The sequence below is a fragment of the Sphaerisporangium sp. NPDC049457 genome, assembly GCF_055586705.1.
In genome coordinates, this window is record NZ_JBVJHR010000012.1 from 269,210 (window position 1) to 284,263 (window position 15,054).

Sequence of the window (15,054 nt, forward strand, 5' to 3'; positions counted from 1 at the left end):
ATGAGCGGGATGCCCGTCGCGCGGATGACGGCGATCGCCGGGCTCATCGTCGCGCTTGCAGCCGTCGCGGCCTGCGCGCCGCCGGCCGCGTCCCAGCGCCCGGCGCCCCGGCCCCCGGCCACGCGCCCACGGACGCCCGCCCCGCCGTCCCCGTCGACCGGCGGCTCCTCGGTGCCGCGTCTCTTCGGCGAGCTGGGGTCGGTCGGCAAGCTGCTTTCCAGGGACGGGCGCGGGCGGGTCGTCAGCGACTGCACGGCCACCGCGTTGGCGTCACCCGGGCACAATGTGATCGCGACCACCGCGCGGTGCGTCATCGACAGTACGACAGGCAAGCCGTTCCGCGACGTCGTCTTCATCCCCGGTTATGACAGGGAACGAGCGCCACACGGCCTGTACGTGGCGAAAGGCGTGTACGTGCACCACCGGTTCATGAAGGACATGAAGAATCCGACCTACGACTTCGCCTTCATAACGTTGTTCACCGGGACGTCCACCGACCCGTCAGGCAGGAAGCGGGACGTGGGCCGGCTCGGCACGAACGTCGGTGAACAGGGATTCGCCTGGAACCAGCGGGTAGGTCAGCCGGTCTACGCCTTCAGCTATGGCGAGACGGCGGCCGGTTCGCCGTCCCGGCAGCCCGGAGGGGTGCTGCAGGGGTGCTTCGGCCAGACCTTCGCCGTGGCCCGGTACCCCGTACTGGGCCTGCTCTGTGACCTTCCGGTGCTGACCATCGGCGGGCCGGTGATCGCCAAGTACGACACCCGTACCGGGCTCGGCTACGTGAGCGGAGTGATCAACGGGATGGTCGACGCCGACCGCGACCGGAAGAACGAAACGGTGTTGTTCTCCTACTTCGACACCGCCGCCCACAGCCTGTATGCGCAGGCCGCGAAAGACAAGGGCGGCCGGTTCAACCTTTCGGACACGACCGATTCGTCCGGCGACTGATCCGTACCCGGGAGACCTGGTCCAGCCGCCCACCCGTGCGGAGACGCCGTCATCCGACCATGCGGACCGCCGGCCCGCCCGGTGGGCGGGCCTGACGTTTCCCGGGTCAGGCGACCTCGATGGCGGGGGTCTGCCGGGGGAACAGGGCGTCGAAGACCGCGGCGCGGTCGAAGGACATCGCGCGGGTGCGGGCGCGCAGCTCCAGGTTCTGCCGCTCGGCGGCGGACATGTCCAGCACCACCCGGTCCATGGCCGCGGCCAGACCGGCGATGTCCCCGGGCTCGACGATGACGGCGGTGTCGCCGACCGCCTCCAGGGTGCCGCCCGTCATGGTGGTGATGATCGGCCCACCGCCGGCCAGCATCTTCTCGGCCAGGGCGATGCCGAACGTCTCGACGAAGTCGGGCTCGGGCCTGGTGGGCAGGGCGTAGGCCGCGCAGCCGCGCATCAGCAGCGACTTCTCGTGGTCGTCGACGTCGGCGAGCAGGACCACCCGCTCGTCCGCGCCGGCCAGCGTCCGCACGTGCTCCAGCTCCGGCCCGGTGCCCGCGACGACGAGTCTCACCCGCGACCGGCAGCGCGTCCGGCCGAAGGCCCGCAACAGGTCGTAGATGCCCTTGGCCCGGGTCACCCGGGACAGGAACAGGACGTATCCGTCACGCTCCAGGCCGCGTCGCGCGAGCGCGGCGTCCACCTCCGCCGGATCCGGGTCGAGGAAGGCGGCCGAGTCGATCGGCGGGTAGCTGACGGTCACGCGCCGCCGGCACTGTTCGGCGAAGCCGGTGCCGCAGTGGGCGTCCACCTGCTCGGCCGAGGCGATGATCTCATCGCGGGTGTACTCGGAGACCGCGACGACCTCGTCGTTGGCCAGGAACGTGGTGAACAGGACGGTCGCCGCGCCGAACCGGCCTTCCCGCAGGCACGACCGGATCACGTTGGTCACGTCCGAGCCGACCGCTTTCGCGACCGTGTGCACGTCCGGCGCGAACCCGGCCGCGCGCGCCGCCGCCACCGCGTCCACGACCACCGAGGTGTGCGGGACCAGGTACATCGACAGGCAGGTCGTGGGCACCGGCTCGGCGAGCAGTTCGACGAGGCGGCCGGTGAGGCCCGCCTGGTGGCGCCCGTCCGGCACCCGGTAGTCCCCGACCGGCTCGGGCCGCTCCACGGTGATCCCCGGGCTGTAGGGGAGCAGCCGGTCCAGCGGCTTGAGCGGCAGCCCGGCCGCCTGCAGCGCCGGGATCGGCCACGTCAGCAGCCGCACGTCGTCGAACCCGCGGGTCAGCGCCACCTCGGCGAGGTTGCGGGCCTCGCCGGAGTGGCCGCAGATGACCGGGTCGGCCCTGACCACGATGACGAGACGGCGAGAGGGGTGGGTCATCGCGCTCCCTTGGGTGTCGCGGGCGGATCGGAAAGAGACGGCGGGCGGATCCCCCGCCCCCACGCCGACGGCTCCGGGCCCAGCCGCAGGTGCAGATGGCCGCCGCGGTGCACGGTGGCGGCGCTCAGATGCGTCGCGCGCAGGGACTCGCCGTTGAGCGTGGCCGACTGGACGTACTGCGCCGGCGGGTCATGATCGAGGCCGTCGACGCCGATCGGCGTCTCGCGGTGCCCGCTGGTCTCGATGACGAACTCGCCGCCGCCGACCCGGAGCACGGCACGGGCGAACGCGGGCGCGTTGACCAGGAACAGGCTCTGCCCCGCGACCGGGAACAGCCCCAGCGACGCCCAGACGTACCACGAGCTCAGGCCGCCGGAGTCGTCGTTGCCGGGAAGCCCGCCGGGGCCGGTGCCGAACTGCCAGGTCAGCGCCGCCTGCACCACCTGCGCCGTGCGGTCGGGCCGGCCCGCGTAGTGGTACGCCCACGGCGCCTCCATGTCGGGCTCGTTGTTCAACCCCTCGAACCGGTTCAGGGCGTATCCGGCGGCCATCTCCGCCGCCCGCGGACGCCGGCCGGGCTGCGTCACCGGCGCGGCGCCGAACCCGAAGAACGCGTCCAGCCTGTCGGCGAAGGCCTCCTCGCCGCCGGCCAGGGCGATCCGCGCGGCCATGTCGTGCAGCAGCCGGAACGAGTAGTTCCACTTGCCGCCCTCGTAGAACTCCGAGTCGCGCAGCAGTCCCGTGCCCGGGTCGAAGGCGTTGACCCACTGGCGGCCGCGGTCCTCCAGGTCGTCGGCCAGGCGGCGGTCGTTCAGCGCCCGGGCGACCTGCGCCGTGCAGTGGTGGGCGTATGCCAGATCGAGGGTGTGGGTGATCGGGTGCACCACTCCGTGCTCGAAGAAGTCCTCGCCGTACAGGCGGCGCAGGTCGTCGACCATGTGCACGAGCGCCCAGTTCCAGTCGAGGCCGGACCGGCCCAGGGCGTGGGCGTCCGCCAGGGCGGTGTGCGCGAGCGCGCTGGCCTGCCGGAAGAACCGGTCGGCGCCGCGGGCCATGCGGTAACCGATCGGGAAGTTGCCCTCCTCCTCGCAGACCCGGATCAGCGACTCCAGCAGGTCCGCCGCGCGGTGCGGGACGATGGCCGCGAGCAGCGGCAACTGCGTCTTGTAGATGTCCCACATGGTGCACACGTCGAACGCGTACGGTCCCGGCGTCGGCCAGAACGGGCTCTCGTCGTCGGCGAAGCACGGCTTGATCAGCGAGTGGTAGAGCGCCGTGGCGAACACGGTGCGGCGGGCCGGCGTCCCGCCCTCGACCTGGACCCGGTCGAGGTGCTCGCCCCAGCGCGCCCGGGTGCGGGCGCGCACCGCGTCGAACGCCGGCCGCGCGTCCCCGCACTCGCGTTCCAGGTTCTGCCGCGCCTGGTCGCACCCGCGCAGCGAGAACCCTAGCCGCACCTCGATGGTCTGCCCGGCCGCGGCCGGGCCCATCAGGAGCATGCCGAAAGGCCGCAGCGTGGTGTGCCGGATGCTGTCGAAGTCCAGGCGGGTGCCGCCGTCGATGAGCCGCCGGTCGTACCAGAGCATCTGCCGCCAGCCCGGGCTGTCCACGTCCACGTACACCGACAGCGGGACGCCTTCCATCACGACCGTGCCCTGGGCCCGGCCGTGGCCCATGCTCTCCACCTGCGCCCGCAACGGCACGGTGCGGCCGAGCTCGATGGCCAGGCCCCCGCAGGACAGGTCGACGACCACGCGGGCGCTGCCGTGCTCGGGGAAGGTGTACCGGTGCACCGCGACCTTGGTGCCCACGGTCAGCTCGCAGCGGATGCCGGTGCCCAGGGTGGCCGCGTAGTAGCCCGCCTCCGCCACCTCGCCGTACAGCGGCCACGCCTCGCCGAGCACGTCCAGCGGCTGCACCATCGGGGTGACGCGCACATAGTTGTAGTACTTGCGGATCGCGCCGGTGCCGGACTGCTGGAAATGGGTGAACCCGGACGCCTGCAGCCGCTCGAACATCTCCTCGGGCACGCCCTCGGTGTTCTTGGCGTACCGCCCGTACCCGGTCGGGTACGCCCCGGAGTAGGCGCAGGCCGACACCATGCCAAGCGGCGAGGTGGCCCCGGGATGGGTGTTGCCGACCTGCGGTTTCGGCCACCACCAAGTGGCGGCCAGACCCCGCGCCCGAGGCAGGTCAGTCGCCGCCACGCCGATGAACGGATCAACATTCTCAAGGATGGCGGGACTCTATCCGGCGTGCCCTCACCTCAGGTTTCAGCAAGATGAACTTCACGAGACCGCCCGCCCCCCCCGCCGCCGAGGACGGCGGGCGGCGTCGACGGCGCTTCGCCCGGGGGAGGGTTGACGCTTACCCGCGATCATGACGACAATGTTGACGCGGTAACCGATCGGGCGTGGTAGGACGGCACCTGCGCACGCCTGATGTCTCTTATTGGCCATTGACGTGGTCGGCGGACGCGTTCTTCGAAGGATTCATGCGCTTGCCCACGCCTTTTCGTGCTCGTCCGGCCGCGTCGCCGGCCTCTCGCCGCCCAATTCGACGTACTGCCGCCGTGCGCCCTTTCCCGACGGGGAGCGGACGGTCCACGGCCGTGATCTGGTCGGTCCGGGTACTGCTGCTGATCGTCCTCGGCTCTCTGGTCGTGGCGGCCCCGGCGTCCCCCGCGCAGGCCCACGGGCAGCTCGCGCTCGCGGTGCCCGCCAACGAGAGCAAGGTCGGCGAACCGCTGGAGGCGGTCTCGCTGTACTTCACCGAGAAGCCGGTGTCCCACACGTACTTCACCGTCACCGCGCCGGACGGCGCCCGGGTCGACCGGCCGTGGTCGCACGGTGAGATCAAACGCCTGGACGACCCGGTCCGGGAGTACTTCCTCGTCAACGGCGTGTGGGAGCCGCGCCTGTACCACGAGGGCTTCGAGGTGCGCATCCCCGTGGCGCACTGGCCGGAGAAGGGCGTCTACGTCGCCCACTACCAGAGCGTCGCCTCCGACGGAGACGTGGTGCGGGGAGACGTCAGGTTCACCTACACCGGCCGGACCACGAAGCCTCCCAAGGGCTGGACGAGCCCCACCGATGCCCCCGAGCCCATCGAGTCCTCCCACCCGGGCGAGAGCCGTGACACCGGTGAGACGGCGCCCGTCGGGCCGCGGGCCGACGCCTCCCAGAGCGGCGCGCCGTCTCCGGCGTGCACGCCGAGGACCATGCCGGAGACCGGCTGCGGTGACGGCTCCGGGTCGCAGGCAGAGGGAAGCCCGGCAGCGGGGAGCCCGGCCGCCGCGCCGGAGGCCGCCGGAGGGTCGTCGGAGTCCTCGGGCGTGCTGGTGTGGCTGATCCCCGCGCTGCTCGTCGCCGGGACGGCCGTCATGGTCGCCCGCGCCGCCCGCCCGCGGCAGGCCGGCGGCCCCGAGGAGCGCGGGCGTTCCCGTCCGGACAAGGCCGGCGGCGCGACGCCGCGCGGAGCCTCCCGCCCGGGGCGGCGTCCTTCGCCTCCGTCCACCGCGTCGCGCAAGAAATCCGGCGGCGGACGCCGGTGAGCCGCAGTCCAGAACCCGTGACCAGCGCCCGTCCCCGTTCCAGGAGTACCACGGTGAGATTCCTCGCTGCCCGTTACCGTTTCCTTCTCATCGCGCTGCTCGGGGTGACGCTGTCCGCGCTCGCCGGCTGCGGCGGCACGGACGCCGGCGCGGGCGCCGCCCCGGCCGCGGTCAAGGAGATCACCGTGACGATCAGCGGCCGGACGGTGACGCCGCCTCCGTCGCGCATCGACGTCATTAAGGGACAGAAGGTGCGGATCACCGTGACCAGCGACGTGGCCGACAAGGCGCACGTGCACGGCTACGACAAGGCCGCGGACCTCCAGCCGGGCGCCGCGGGGACGATCGAGTTCGTGGCAGACCAGAGCGGCCTGTTCGAGGTGGAGACCCACGAGCAGGAACTGCAGCTCTTCCAGCTCCTGGTGCGCTAGGGACCCCGTGATGCTCTTGTTGGCGCACGGCGTCGGCGGCCGCCAGGACCTGCCGATCCCCTTCTCCGCCGCGATGACCGGCGCCGTCCTGGCCCTGCTCGTGTCGTTCGCCGGGCTCGGCGCCCTGTGGACCGAGCCGCGGCTCGCCGGCGCCCTCGGTTACGCCCGCCCCGTGGCGGCCCGCGTCCAGGGCCTGGTGAGCGCGCCGGCGTGGCGGTGGTCCTGGCGGCTGGCCGGGCTGGTCGCCACGGCCTACTTCTGCGTCGGGCTGCTCTTCGGCCCCGACCGGGCCGCCAATCCGACGGCGGGGGTGTTCTACGTCCTGTTCTGGGTGGGCCTGATCCCGCTGTCATTGCTGTTCGGCCCGGTATGGCGTGCGGTGAACCCCTTGCGCACGGTGCATCTGCTGGCCTGCGCCGCGCTCCGCCGCGACCCCCGGCACGGGGTGCGGCCGCTGCCGGAGGGCCTCGGGTACTGGCCTGCCGCCGCCGGCCTGTTCGCGTTCACCTGGCTGGAACTGGTCGCCCCCGGACGCGCCACGCTGCCCGTCATCGGCGCCTGGCTCGCGGCGTACGCCGTGGCCATGCTGGCGGGCGCGGCGGTCTTCGGCTCCGGCTGGTTCGACAGGGGCGACACGTTCGAGGCGTACAGCGGCGTCATGGGCAGGCTCGCCCCGGTGGGCCGGAACCCCGACGGCACCCTCACCTGGCGCAACCCGCTGCACGGCATGGCCGGGCAGGAGTCCGCCCCCGGCCTGGTGGCCCTGGTCATCGTGCTGCTGGGGTCCACCATGTACGACAGCGTCTCCAACGCGCCGTTCTGGGTGCGATACGTGCAGGAAAGTGGCATACCTGCCGTGGTGCTGGGCACGGCCGCCCTGGCCGCCGTCATCGCGGCGGTGCTCGCGGCGTACCTCGCGGCGACCGCGCTGGCCGGCCGCTGGGGCGGAGCCGCGCCCGGGACCACGGCGGGCGACCTGGCGCACTCGATCGTGCCGATCGCCGTGGGCTACCTGGTGGCCCACTACTTCACGCTGCTGCTGCTGGAAGGCCAGCGGACCATCGCCCTGCTGTCGGACCCGCTCGGCACCGGCGCCGACTGGCTCGGCACGGCCGGCTGGCAGGTCGGCGCCGCCGGCACCAGCCCCGCCGGCATCGCCATGCTCCAGGTGACGGTCATCGTCATCGGCCACATCATGGGCACCGTCCTGGCCCACGACCGTGCCCTGACCCTCTTCCCCCGCCGCACGGCCGTCCTGGGCCAGATCCCTCTGCTGGTCCTGATGGTCGTGTACACGGTCACCGGCCTGATGCTCCTGTTCGCCGCCTAGATCGCCGCCTAGACCAAGATGGCGCGACCGGACTCCACCGCCGGCCGAGGGTCCCGGCAGGGTACTGACCAGGGCATTTGTCACAATTGAGGGTGCTGTCCGGTCTGAGCTGGGTGAACGGCCGGATCGAGCCGGCCACCGTCTCGCGGAGGAAGCCGATGAGCACCGATCACGCCAATGCCCACCACATCGAGAACCCCGACAAGAGCGGCCCGCCGCCCCGGCTCGACGTGGTCGCCACCGTGCCGGGAGCGCCGTCCGCGCCGGAAGGCGCCGAGGCGATGACCATCCTGGTCACGCTGCCGCCGAGCAGCCCCGGCGCGCCGCCGCACCGCCACTCCGGGCCCGCGTACGGGTACGTGGTCAAGGGGGCGATCAACTTCGAGCTCGAAGGCGAGCCCGTGCGGGTCGTCCGGGCCGGTGAGGCGTTCTGGGAGCCCGGTGGCGACGTGATCCACTACCAGGACGGCAACCACCTGGCCGACGAGGAGTCGGCGTTCGTGGTGACGATGTTCTGCGCGCCCGGCCAGCCGATGCTCACCGTGGTGAGCCCGGAGGAGCTGGAAGCCCGGCGAGACCGCCGCGCGCCGCGGGAATGACGAAGATCACCTCGCACGGCAAGAAGGCGGGAACCGGATTCGGTTCCCGCCTTCGGCGTCGCGGCACATCCCGCGGACCCGCGCTCGCGCCCGGCTACTTCCCGGTCGCGTTCCGATCGAGCCAGTCGCGGTAGCGGATCTCGCCGAGTACGGCGCCCTCACCGGGAACCAGCGACCGCTCGGTCAGTTCGCTGCCGAAGTAGCGGGCGTGCGGGTCGGTGACCACCTCGCGCCCGTCGCCCCAGGCGGCCAGCGCCTGGCGGAAGAACTCGTCCATCCCGAACCGCTCGGGCCCGGCGATCTCGACCCTGCCGTGTAGCGGCGACCCCACCGCGGTCCGGGCGACCGCCTGGGCGACCTCGTCGCCGGCCATGGGCTGGAAGAGCACCGGAGCCATGTGCACCTTGCCGTCGACCGTGCCCTCGTCGGCGATGCCGCGCGCGAACTCGAAGAACTGGGTCGCGTGCACGAGGGAGAACGCGATCGGCGACTCCTCGATCAGCCGCTCCTGGACGATCTTGGCCGCGAAGTAGCCGTTGTCCGGCAGCCGCTCCGTCCCGACGATCGACAGCGCGACGTGGTGACCGACGCCGGCCGCCGCCTCGGCGGCGAGCAGGTTGCGCGTGGACGTCTCGAAGAACGACAGCACCGCGGCCCGCTCGAACGACGGGGAGTTCGACACGTCGACCACCACCTGCGCGCCGGCCAGCGCCTCGGCCAGCCCTTCACCCGTGAGGGTGTTGACACCGGTGTTCGGCGACGCGGCCACCGCCTCGTGACCATGCTCGGTCAGCCGGGCGACCACCTTCGACCCGATCAGTCCGGTTCCACCGATAACCACGATCTTCACGGATAACCTCTCTCCTGTCCGCCGGGCGACCCCTCGCCGACCGGTCCCCAGCTAAGACCGGACGACCACCGGACCCGTGACAGGACCGACGCTTCTTTGCCATCCACGCTCCGCGTGTCAGGCCGGACGGCCGCCCGGCCGGCGCGTGAGCCACTCCCGGAAGGTCGTCTTGGTGATGACGGCGCCGTCCTCGGCGAGAAGGGCGTCGCCCGAAGCGGCGGCGTACATGCCGGCGCCCGCGTCGGTGACGACGGCGCGGCGGTCGCCACGGGCGGCGAGCATGATCCTGCCCAGCTCGTCGAGCGCGAAGACCTCGGGGCCGGCGATGTTCCGGGTGCCGCGCAGCGGGACGCCCACGCTGACGTCCGCCACCACCTGGGCGACGTCGTCCGCGGCGATGGGCTGCATCAAGGTGGCGGGCAGCCGGACGGTCTGCTCGTCAGAAGTCCAGGACAGGACCGTGTCGAGGAACTCGAAGAACTGCGTGGCCCGCACGATCGAGTACGGCACGGGGCCGGCCTTGAGCAGGTCCTCCTCCAGCACCTTGGCCCGGTAGTAGACCAGGTCGGGCACCCGGTCGGCGCCCACGATCGACAGGATGACCGCATGGCCGACGCCGGCCGTCTCGGCGGCCGTCAGCAGGTTGTCCATGGTCGTGCGGAAGAAGCCGGGCGAGTTCTCGTCGAAGGCGCGTGGCTTGGTCAGGTTGACGACCACGTCGGCGCCGGTCAGCGCCTCGGGCAGTCCTTCGCCGCTGAGCAGGTCCACCCCGGTGGACGTCGCGTGCGGCACCGCCTCGTGCCCGCCCGCGTTCAGGATCTTGATCACCCGGGACCCGATGAGCCCGGTCCCGCCGACGACAGCGATCTTCATTTCCCGGCCTTCCCTTTATCTCGCGGACATGGCGTCCCGTGCCCGCCGCTCGAACGCGCAAGATCCGCCCACCCCCTCAGACCGGATGATCATGCGGCCCGTGACAGATCCCTTTCCCCTGATTCCGGCCCCGCGAATCCGATCGCGCGCCCTTGCCGCCCTCCGCTATTTTTGGAGAAACAGGCTGATTCTTCGATGGCCCGGGCGTGCCGCTGAAAGCGCCCATCGTCATGTGCCTTCATCCCCCTGGCGCCGGAGCGCTCCGCACCCTGCGGTGAGCGGGCGCGCCGTACGGGTCCGCACCCGTGAAGACCTGCGCACCGAGCGGCGCCGACGTCCGCCGCGCTGCCTGGGACACCTGACCGCCGCGCCGCTGTGGCCGCTGCACGGAGTCAATCTCGGCACCCTGCTCCGCACGTGTGACGCCGTCGGCGCCTGCCTGGCCGTACCGCGCCTGCCATGGGTGCCGGAGGCGATCCGCCGCGGGAACACGCTGCGCCACCCGGCCTGCGTGCACTGGGTCGCCGATCCGCTGACGTGGCTCGCCCGGCAGCGGTCGTCCGGAACGACGGTGCTCGGCGTCGAGCTGGCCGAGGACGCGATACGGCTGGCCGACCTGCCCATGGCACGTCAGCCGACCATCGCGCTCCTCGGCCACGAGAGCGACGGCATCCCGCCCGAGGCGCTCGACCTCCTCGACCAGGTGGTCGAGATCCCGATGATCGGCACCGGAGCCAGCCTCAACGTGGCGGTCGCCGCCTCCCTCGTGCTCTACAAACTGGCCGGTTTCGCCTGACAGCCCACATGTGGTGGCGCTTATGAAGCTCGGCGACGCCAGATCTGGTTGGAGCGTTCCTTGCAGATGGCCTGCAGGACGTGGGCGCCGTGGGCATAACTGGCGTCCTGGACGTCCAGGCACAGGCCGCTGTGCCGGGCGACCAGCTCGAAGGCGCCGGTGCCGCGCCATTTCGACCCGGTCATCGTCCGCATCCTCCACTGCTGGTTGTAACCCGGCGACCAGCAGGTCGCCTGCAGGACGTTGGCGCCGTGGAAGCGGCCGGCGTTCTGAACGTCCAGGCACTTGCCGCTGTGCCGGGCGACGAGCTTGAAGTAGCCGCTGTCGGTCGGCACGAACGACCACTGCTGGTTGTATCCGTTCACGCAGTACGCCTGCAGGACGTTGGCCCCGTGGGCACGGCTGGCGTCCTGAACGTCCAGGCATCTGCCGCTGTGCGCGGCGACGATCTCGTAGTAGGTGGTCTGGGCGTGCGCGGCCCCGGTTCCGGTGAGGGGGAGGCCGGCGATCGCGGTCGAGGCGATCACGAGGGCACGGCGGACTGCCGCGAAAGACATGATGATCTTCCTTTCGGGTGATTCAGGGGCGCGAAGACCGCCCCAGGTCGACGATGAATCGGGCGAGTGCGGCCCGTTTGCGGAACAGGTCGTCCAGCTCGGCGGTGGGTTCATGGTCAAGAAGCTCGAAGGGGATCGCGGTCCACGCGCTGCGCAGCACGAGCGCGGCGACGTAGCCCAGGGACACCTCGCACGGGTCCGCGATCCCGGCCGTCGCGGCGCCGTACGCGGCCTCGATCACCTCGTGTACGGCGGGCAGGTCCGCGGGGTCGAGCTCGCCGGTGTGCGCCCGGCCGACCAGGAGCTGACCGAGGTCGAAGCCCACCGCCGCCGGATGCGGCCAGCTCCAGTCGACGGCCACGAACTCCGCCGAGCCGTCCGAGGGCACCAGCAGGTTCATGGGGCCGGCGTCGCCGTGGACGAGGGTGTGCGGGAGGCCGTCCAGCGCCGCGAGCAGCGGGCCGATGCGGTCGGCCAGGGTCAGCAGGTCGGCCCGGAGCAGGGGGTCGGCGTTCCGGGCGACGAGAGGGTGACGCCACGTCGCCGGGTCCCGCAGGATCGGCAGGAACAGTTTGGCGACCGGACCCGCGCAGTACCAGTGGAGTCCCAGGTTGAGCGGCTCGCGCGGCCCCGGCGACCGATCCGCCGCCGGTCGCGCGGCGGCCAGGTCGCCGAGCAGGCGGGCGGCGGCGCGGTAACGGTCCAGGTCCCACGCGGTGGACGCGACCGGCACGTCCTCCAGCCACATCACGAGCCGGTCGTCCCCCAGGTCGTCCAGCCGGTACATGCGCGGCAGCCGCAGCCCGCGGGGAAGCGGGCCGCCGGCCAGGTAGGCGTCCGCGTCGGCCCTCCACGGGAACTGCGCCGGCGCCTCGGCCCGCATCTCCTCGGGCATCTTCGCGAACCAGGCCGAGTGCTTGATCGCCTGGATCGACTTGACGAAGAACGACCAGCTCGCTCCGCTGGTCGTCGTGCCCCGCACGCGGTGGAGCGAGGCCGTCGACAGCGCCCCGGAACCGTGGTGCAGGGGCTCGACATGCTTCTCGGCGATCTCGGCCAGCGGATCGCCGAGGCTTTCGCGGACGAGGTCCGTCAGATCGGTGGCCGATGTCGTGGTCATGGGCCAAGCCTGTCGCGCCGAATATGCCGTCGCATGAGCATGGCCTACTCAAATACGCTTTCGCCGTGGCAGCCTCCTGGCCGTTCGTCGGGCGTACAGCCCAGCTGGCGGCGATCAGGTCCGCCGGCCGAGGCGTGGTCGTCGCCGGAGCGCCGGGGACGGGCAAGAGCCGCCTGGTGGCGCTGGCCGTACACGATCTCGACGGGGTCGCCTGGGCGCGGGCCACCGCGTCCGCGGGGGAGATCCCGCTCGGCGCCTTCGCCCCGCTGCTGCCCGCCACACCGCCCACCGGCAACCCGCTGGGCTGGGCCGCCGCCGCGCTGCGCGCGCCGGTGCTGGTGGTGGACGACGCCCACCTGCTCGACCCGGTCTCGGCCGCGCTCGTCCACCACCTCGTGACGCGGGGCCGCACCCGCGTGATCGCGACGCTCCGCAGCGGGACACCGGCGCCGGACGCCGTGGTCGCACTGTGGAAGGACGACCTGGTGCCGCGCCTTGAGCTGGAGCCGTTCTCCCGGGAGGAGACCGCGGCCGTCCTTGCGGCCGCCATGGGCGGCCGAGTGGAGGCCGCGACCGTGGCCAGGCTGTGGCGCGCCAGCCAGGGCAACGCGCTCTACCTGCACGAACTCGTACTGTCCGGGATCCTCGCCGAGGACGGCGACGTGTGGCGCTGGCGCGGACCGCTGACGATCACGCCCACGCTGCGCGAGACCGTCGCCGCCCGCATCGGCGAGCTGACCGCGCGCGAGCGGGAGGCGCTGGAACTCCTGGCCCACGGTGAGCCGCTCGGCGCCGACCTGCTGGCCGTCCTCGGGTCCCTCGACGCCGTCCAGCACCTGGAGGACCGGCAGCTCGTCACCGTGGCGCGGGACGGCCGGCGGCTCCAGGTACGGCTCGCGCACCCCCTGTACGGCGAGGTCATCAGGGACGGCTGCGGCGTGCTGCGCGCCCGCACGATGACGCGCCGGCTGGCCGAGGCGGTCACCGAGGCCGGCCTGCGGCGGCGCGAGGACGTGCTCAGGGTGGCGGTCTGGCGGCTGGACGCCGGCCTGACCGGCGACCCCGGGCCGCTCCTGGCCGGGTGCGAGCGCGCCAGGGTCATCCGCGACCTGGACCTGGCCGAGCGGCTCGGCCGCGCGGCCGTGGCCGCGGGCGGCGGAACGCCCGCGCTGGCCGCGCTCGGCACCGTGCTGTTCTACACCGACCGGCACGCCGAGGCCGAAGAGACGTACGCCACCGCCTGGACCATGGAGATGAGCGAGAAGGCCCGCACCGACCTCGGCGTGCAGCGAGCGCTGAACCTGACCGTCGGGCTCGGAGACGTCCCGCGGGCCCGAGCCGTCCTGGAAGAGACCATCCGGCTGACCCACGGTGTCGACGGCCGGCAGGGCATCTGCATCATGCGGGCCGTCCTGGCCGCGGTCACCGGCGACATCGCCGCCGCCGAAGACCTGCTGACGCGGACGCGCGACATGGGCCCGCTCAGCCCGCAAAGCGAACGCATGATCGGCGGGGCCGAGGCGGCCGTCCTGCTCGCGCGAGGCCGGCCCGCGGAATGCCTGGCCCGCGTGAAGGAGGCAGACACCCGGCTCGCGAAGGAACCTGACGCCATGCGCAGCCTGTCCGCCGCGCTGACCGGGCACGCCGCCAACGCCGCGCTGCTCCTCGGCGACCTGGACACCGCCGAGCGGCTCGCCGACGAGGGGTACGGCCTCGGCGGCCGGTTCGGCAGCTGGACGCGGGCGATCCTGGAGTTCGGCGCGGCGAAGACCCGCGTACTGCGGCTGCGCGGCCGGCTCACCGACGCCCTCGACTGCGCCCGCGACACCGCCGCCCGGCTGCCCGCCCGCAGCGTGCTGGCCGGCGCCTGCCTGGGCGAGCTCGCGCACGCGTACGCTCTGCTCGGCGACGTCGCCGCGGCCGAGGAGGCCCTCGCGCGCGCGCAGGCCACGGGCATGCCGATCGGCCCGTACGTCGTCCTGCCCCTCCGCCTCGCCAGGGCATGGACCCTGGCCGGGCGCGGCGACGTCGCCGGAGCCGTCGAGATCTGCCTGGCGGCCGCCGACAGCGCGTTGCCGTGCGACGTGCCGTTCGCACTGCACGACGTCGTGCGGCTGGGCCGCCCCGACCTGGTGTCCGCACGGCTCGCCGCACTCGACGTGGACGGTCCGCTGGTCGCCCTTTTCGCCCGGCATGCCGCCGCCCGCGACGGCGCGGACCTCGACGCGGTCTCGGAAGGCTTCGAACGGCTCGGCCTGCTGCTGTACGCGGCGGAGGCGGCGGCGCAGGCGGCCGCCCGCCACCGCGAGTCCGGGCGGCAACGCGGCACCCGGGCGGCGGAGACACGGGCCTGGCGGCTCTCCCAGCGCTGCCCGGGCGCCCGTACGCCCGCGCTGATGGACCTCGAGGTCCCCGGCCTGACGCCGAGGCAGCGCGAGATCGCCGTCCTGGCCGCCCAGGGACTGACGAACCGCGAGATAGCCGAGCGACTCGTCGTATCCGTCCGCACCGTAGCCAACACCCTGTACGCCGTCTACGACAAAACCGGCATAAACGACCGCACCGCCCTCGCCGCCCTCCTGCACGGGCCAGGGAGCTAGCTTGACCTGGCGGATG

Annotated in this window: 13 protein-coding genes; 7 read left to right on the forward strand and 6 right to left on the reverse strand. The window is 72.6% G+C overall.

Going from position 1 to position 15,054, the window contains the following annotated elements:
• On the forward strand, nucleotides 1–948 hold the full coding sequence (locus tag ACZ6QO_RS20670; protein WP_465852846.1) for a hypothetical protein: 948 nt from the start codon (nucleotides 1–3) through the stop codon (nucleotides 946–948).
• 106 nt (nucleotides 949–1,054) lie between these two features.
• Here ACZ6QO_RS20670 and ACZ6QO_RS20675 read toward each other — a convergent pair whose 3' ends face one another.
• Both ACZ6QO_RS20675 and ACZ6QO_RS20680 read right to left on the reverse strand, forming a co-directional pair.
• Nucleotides 1,055–2,329 carry a glycosyltransferase gene (locus ACZ6QO_RS20675; RefSeq protein WP_465852848.1) on the reverse strand — a complete coding sequence of 425 codons (1,275 nt, stop codon included), beginning with the start codon at nucleotides 2,327–2,329 and terminating at the stop codon, nucleotides 1,055–1,057.
• Nucleotides 2,326–4,566 (reverse strand): glycoside hydrolase domain-containing protein, encoded by a 2,241-nt coding sequence (locus ACZ6QO_RS20680; RefSeq protein WP_465852906.1) that lies wholly within the window; start codon nucleotides 4,564–4,566, stop codon nucleotides 2,326–2,328. The genes ACZ6QO_RS20675 and ACZ6QO_RS20680 overlap by 4 nt, the downstream gene beginning before the upstream one ends.
• 374 nt (nucleotides 4,567–4,940) lie before the next feature.
• Between ACZ6QO_RS20680 and ACZ6QO_RS20685 the strand changes: the two genes are divergently transcribed.
• The 4 genes from ACZ6QO_RS20685 (at nucleotide 4,941) to ACZ6QO_RS20700 (ending at nucleotide 8,242) form a co-directional block, all read left to right on the forward strand.
• Nucleotides 4,941–5,882 (forward strand): copper resistance CopC family protein, encoded by a 942-nt coding sequence (locus tag ACZ6QO_RS20685; protein ID WP_465852850.1) that lies wholly within the window; start codon nucleotides 4,941–4,943, stop codon nucleotides 5,880–5,882.
• A gap of 53 nt (nucleotides 5,883–5,935) precedes the next feature.
• Nucleotides 5,936–6,313, forward strand: a complete 378-nt coding sequence (locus ACZ6QO_RS20690; RefSeq protein ID WP_465852852.1) for a cupredoxin domain-containing protein — start codon at nucleotides 5,936–5,938, stop codon at nucleotides 6,311–6,313.
• A gap of 10 nt (nucleotides 6,314–6,323) precedes the next feature.
• A complete protein-coding gene (locus ACZ6QO_RS20695; protein WP_465852854.1) occupies nucleotides 6,324–7,643 on the forward strand; it encodes a hypothetical protein in 1,320 nt (439 codons plus the stop codon).
• Between the two features lie 158 nt (nucleotides 7,644–7,801).
• Nucleotides 7,802–8,242, forward strand: coding sequence for a cupin domain-containing protein (locus ACZ6QO_RS20700; protein WP_465852856.1), 441 nt, complete (start codon nucleotides 7,802–7,804; stop codon nucleotides 8,240–8,242).
• A 94-nt stretch (nucleotides 8,243–8,336) separates the two neighbouring features.
• Here the strand turns inward: ACZ6QO_RS20700 and ACZ6QO_RS20705 are convergent, their stop codons facing one another.
• The gene (locus ACZ6QO_RS20705) at nucleotides 8,337–9,092 is read right to left on the reverse strand and encodes an SDR family oxidoreductase (RefSeq protein WP_465852858.1); all 756 of its coding nucleotides are present in this window, start codon (nucleotides 9,090–9,092) and stop codon (nucleotides 8,337–8,339) included.
• Nucleotides 9,093–9,209: 117 nt separating this feature from the next.
• On the reverse strand, nucleotides 9,210–9,965 hold the full coding sequence (locus ACZ6QO_RS20710; RefSeq protein WP_465852861.1) for an SDR family oxidoreductase: 756 nt from the start codon (nucleotides 9,963–9,965) through the stop codon (nucleotides 9,210–9,212).
• Between the two features lie 274 nt (nucleotides 9,966–10,239).
• Here ACZ6QO_RS20710 and ACZ6QO_RS20715 point away from each other — a divergent pair, with 274 nt between their 5' ends.
• A complete protein-coding gene (locus ACZ6QO_RS20715; protein WP_465852863.1) occupies nucleotides 10,240–10,761 on the forward strand; it encodes a TrmH family RNA methyltransferase in 522 nt (173 codons plus the stop codon).
• 20 nt (nucleotides 10,762–10,781) lie between these two features.
• Here the strand turns inward: ACZ6QO_RS20715 and ACZ6QO_RS20720 are convergent, their stop codons facing one another.
• Nucleotides 10,782–11,318: an RICIN domain-containing protein gene (locus ACZ6QO_RS20720; RefSeq protein ID WP_465852864.1), complete on the reverse strand. Its 537-nt coding sequence runs from the start codon at nucleotides 11,316–11,318 to the stop codon at nucleotides 10,782–10,784.
• Between the two features lie 22 nt (nucleotides 11,319–11,340).
• The gene (locus ACZ6QO_RS20725) at nucleotides 11,341–12,438 is read right to left on the reverse strand and encodes a phosphotransferase family protein (RefSeq protein WP_465852866.1); all 1,098 of its coding nucleotides are present in this window, start codon (nucleotides 12,436–12,438) and stop codon (nucleotides 11,341–11,343) included.
• Between the two features lie 65 nt (nucleotides 12,439–12,503).
• Between ACZ6QO_RS20725 and ACZ6QO_RS20730 the strand changes: the two genes are divergently transcribed.
• Nucleotides 12,504–15,038: a LuxR C-terminal-related transcriptional regulator gene (locus tag ACZ6QO_RS20730; RefSeq protein ID WP_465852868.1), complete on the forward strand. Its 2,535-nt coding sequence runs from the start codon at nucleotides 12,504–12,506 to the stop codon at nucleotides 15,036–15,038.
• The last annotated feature ends 16 nt before the right edge of the window (nucleotides 15,039–15,054 follow it).